At 74.7% G+C, this 4,334-nt stretch carries 1 protein-coding gene; it reads right to left on the bottom strand.

Features of this window, described 5'->3' with window-relative positions; translation table 11 throughout:
* Positions 1-4,334: beta-ketoacyl synthase N-terminal-like domain-containing protein (locus ACZ6C6_RS34915; protein ID WP_469208891.1), on the bottom strand; the 4,334-nt coding region annotated here is incomplete at both ends.

Below are 4,334 nucleotides of genomic sequence, written 5' to 3' on the forward strand. Positions count from 1 at the left end.
AGGTGTTCTGCGAACACGGGTGAGGTGGTGAGGAGTTCGCGGGCCATGCCCTCCCATTGGGAGCCCTGGCCCGGGAACACGAACACCGTCCTCCCATGATCCGTGACCGTCCCGCGCACCGCGTCCGCACCGACCGCGCCCCGTTCCAGCCCGGCCAGGTTCTCCAGCAGCCGTGTCCGGTCCGGTGCCACGACGACCGCGCGGTGGGCGAGCCCGGCCCTGCCGGTGGCCAGCGCCTTCGCCACCGGGGCGGGGTCCGCTTCCGGGTGGTTCACGAGGTGGCCGCGCAACTGTCCGGCCTGGGCCGCCAGGGCCTCGGCGGTGTGCCCGTGCAGCAGCCACGGCAGCGAAGCGGGGGCTTCGGCCGTCGCGCCACCGGCGGACACCGGCTCGGGCGCCTCCTCCAGCACCACATGCGCGTTGGTGCCGCTCATGCCGAACCCGGAGACCCCGGCCCGGCGCGGCCGGTCGCCCGGCGCCCACTCCCGGGCCTCGGTGAGCAGGCGTACGGCTCCGGCCTCCCAGTCGATGTGCGGGGACGGTTCGTCCACGTGCAGGGTCTTCGGCAGCAGCCCGTACCGCATGGCCTGCACCATCTTGATGATGCCGCCGACACCGGCGGCGGCCTGGGTGTGCCCGATGTTGGACTTCAACGAGCCCAGCCACAGCGGCTGTTCGTCCGGCCGGTCCTGCCCGTACGTCGCGATCAGCGCCTGCGCCTCGATCGGGTCGCCCAGCCTCGTCCCGGTGCCGTGGGCCTCCATGGCGTCCACGTCGGCGGGCGTCAGCCCCGCGTCGGCGAGGGCCTGGCGGATCACCCGCTGCTGGGAGGGTCCGTTGGGCGCGGTGAGTCCGTTGCTGGCGCCGTCCTGGTTGGTGGCTGTGCCCCGCACGACCGCGAGCACTTCGTGGCCGTTGCGCCGCGCGTCCGACAGCCGCTCCACCAGGAGCAGGCCCACGCCCTCTCCGAAGGCCGTCCCGTCCGCTCCGGCCGCGAAGACCTTGCACCGCCCGTCCGGGGCCAGCCCGCGCTGCCGGCTGAAGCCGATGAAGATGTCGGGGTTGGCGAGGACGGTCGCCCCGCCCGCCAGCGCGAGGTCGCACTCGCCCCGGCGCAGCGACTGCACCGCCAGATGCAGCGCCACCAGCGACGACGAGCAGGCCGTGTCCACCGTCACGGCGGGCCCTTCGAGGCCGAGCGTGTAGGCGATCCGGCCCGAGGCGATGCTGCCCGCACTGCCGATGCCGAGATACCCCTCCATGTCGGCCGGGAGCTTCACCCGGGCCCCGTAGTCCGTGTAGACCACGCCGGCGAACACCCCGGTCCGCGAGCCCCGCAATGACGTCGGATCGATGCCCGCCCGCTCGAACGCCTCCCAGGCGCTCTCCAGGAGCAACCGCTGCTGCGGGTCCATGCTCGTCGCCTCACGCGGGCTGATCCCGAAGAACCCCGGGTCGAACAGGTCCGCGTCGTGCAGGAAGCCTCCTTCGCGCGCGTACGAGGTCCCCGGGTGCGCCGGGTCCGGATCGAAGAGGCGTTCGAGGTCCCAGCCCCGGTTGCCGGGGAACGGCGAGATGACGTCGCTCTCCGACGCGACGACCTGCCACAGGTCTTCCGGGGTCCGCACCCCGCCCGGGTAGCGGCAGGCCATCGACACGATCGCGATGGGCTCGCCGTCCTGGACCTCGGCCCGCCGGCCGGCCGGAGCCGCCCGGTCCGCGGCGCCTTCGCCCAGCAGCTGATCGCGCACGTGGGCGGCGAGGGCGGCGGGGGACGGGTGGTCGAAGACGAGGGTCGCGGGCAGCCGCAGCCCCGTCACCGTGTTGAGCCGGTTGCGCAGCTCGACGGCCGTCAGGGAGTCGAATCCGAGGTCCTTGAAGGCGCGCGAGGCATCCACGGTGTCCCCGGCCGTGTGCCGCAGCACCCCCGCCACCTGCTCGCCCACCAACTCGACGAGTGCCCGCAGCTGTTCCCGCTGCGGCCGGCCCGCGAGGGCCGCGACGAGCGATCCGGCCGCGGCGGCAGCCGCTCCGGCGGCTGTTCGCACCGTACGGACCAGGGAGCGCAGCACGGGCGGCAGCAGCCCCGTCCCGGCCTGCGCGGTGAGCGCGGCCCGGTCCAGGCGGGCGGCCAGCAGCACGGGGCGGGAGGCCGAGCGCAACGCGAGCCCCAGCGCGGCGGCCACCTGGTCGCCGTCGAACCGGCCGAGGCCGTGGAACGCGGTGTCCCTGGGACCCCAGGAGACGGAGACCCCGGGCAGCCCGAGCGCCATGCGGTGCTGCGCGAGCGCGTCGAGATAGGTGCCGGTTGCGGCGGCCCCCCCGCGCCCCGTACCACCGAGCGCCGATGAGGCGTCGGGCGAGAGGAGCACGAACGCGGCCAGGTCGAGCCCGAGGGTCAGCTCGTGCAGATTCCAGGCCGCCGCCCCGGCGGTGCGCAGACCGTCCGCGAACTCCTCGTGCGAGATGGAGAGCAGCACCGAGGGCTCGGGTGCGGCCGGTGCGTGGAAGACGGCACCGACCCGGTGACCGGCCAGCGCACCGGCCAGGAACTCCCGGTCCGACGCGTCGCCCTCCGCCACCACCGCCTCGGCGCCCAGTGCCTCAAGCCTCGCCGCCAGCCCCGGGGCGGGCGAGAGGAGCAGCAGGCGGCGGGCGCCGAGACCGGTGACGGCGTGGACGGCGGCGACCGGGGCGAGGTCTCCCGCGCCGGATACGACGACCGTCGCGCCCTCGGGCAGCACGGGAGACCCGCCCGTGTCACCCGGCTCGGCCGCGGCCAGCCTCGGTACGCGTATCTCTCCGTTGCGCAGGGCAAGCTGGGGCTCACCGGCGGCGAGGGCGGCCGGCAGCGCGGTAAGTGATGCGGGATCGGCGTCCAGGTCGACCAGGGTGATCCGGCCGGGGTTCTCCGCCTGGGCGACGCGGACCAGCCCCCACACCGGCGAGGGAACCAGATCCTGTACGTCGTCGGGGCCGGTGGTGACGGCGTGCCGGGTCAGCACAACGAGATGCGTGTCGCTGTTCGCCTCGTCGCCGGTCCGGGTCCGGAGCACGGGCAGCAGTTCGCTCGCCGACGAGGCGTGCAGCAGCACCAGGCCGGGTGCGGCCCCCGCCTGCGGCGTGGGCTCGTAGGGGACGTGGGCGGTGGCGCCGAAGGCGTCGCGCAATTCGGCGGCGGGCTCGGCGGAAGACGTCCACCCGGTGTACGGCAGGGCGGCCGTCCCGTCAGCGGGCATCGCCCGCCACTCGGTGCGCAGCAGCCAGTCGTGGCGCGCCCGGTCAGCCCGGCCCAGGACCCCGGTCGTCGGCGGGCGCAGGACGACCGAGTCCACGGAGGCGACCGGGGCGCCGGTCGGGTCGGCCAGCAGGACGGCGAAGCCCTCCCCGCGCCGGGACACCCGCACCCGCAGACCGCCCGCCCCCACCGCGTACAGGCTCACCCCGCTCCACACGGCCGGTTCCAGCAGTTCGTCGTCGCGCGCGAGCCCCGTCGCCTGCACGGCCGCCGTCAGGAGGGCCGGATGCAGCCCGTACCGCCCGGCATCGGCCGCGACACCCTCCGGTGCGGAAACCTCGGCGAACAGCTCGTCGCCGTGACGCCACAGCCGGGAGAGCCCCTGGAAGGCGGGGCCGAGCCCGTACCCCAGCGCTTCGAGCCGCTCGTACACCTCGCCGGTGTCCACGGCGGTCGTCCCGGCCGGCGGCCAGGACGTCAGCGGCTCGGGTTCGGGTCCTGGCCCAGGGGCCAGCAGGCCGGTGACATGGCTGGTCCAGGGCCGGTGCAGGGCTTGGTCATCGTCCACGTCCTCGTACGCCCGCGTGTGCAGGGTCAGCTCCCGGCGCCCGTCGTCGCGCGGCGGCCCCGCTGTGACCTGCACGTCCACACCACCGTTGGCGGGGAACACCACCGGTGTGCCGACCGCCAGCTCCTCGACCGCGAGATCACCCAGCAACCTGCCTGCCTCGCCAGCCAGTTCGACGGCGGCAGCGGGCGGCAGGACGGGCACCCCCTCGATGGTGTGGTCGGCGAGCCAGGGGTGGGTGCGCAGGGATATCCGCCCGGTGAGCAGGAGTGCGTCGCCCTGGGCGAGCGTGGTGGCGGCCGTCAGCAGGGGGTGCTGCGTGGTGTGCAGGCCGAGACTTTCCGGATCGCCGTCCGTCGCGGCGTCCTCCAGCCAGTAACTCCGGTGCTGGAACGGGTACGTCGGCAGATCGTGCGGGGTGTCCGTGACTTCCGGGAGAGCGGGTGTCCAGTCGACGGGGAGGCCGTGGGTGTGGAGGTGGGCGAGGGAGTGGTGGAAGCGGGTGAGGGTGCCTTCGTCGCGGCGGAG

This window comes from Streptomyces sp. NPDC041814, assembly GCF_055590565.1.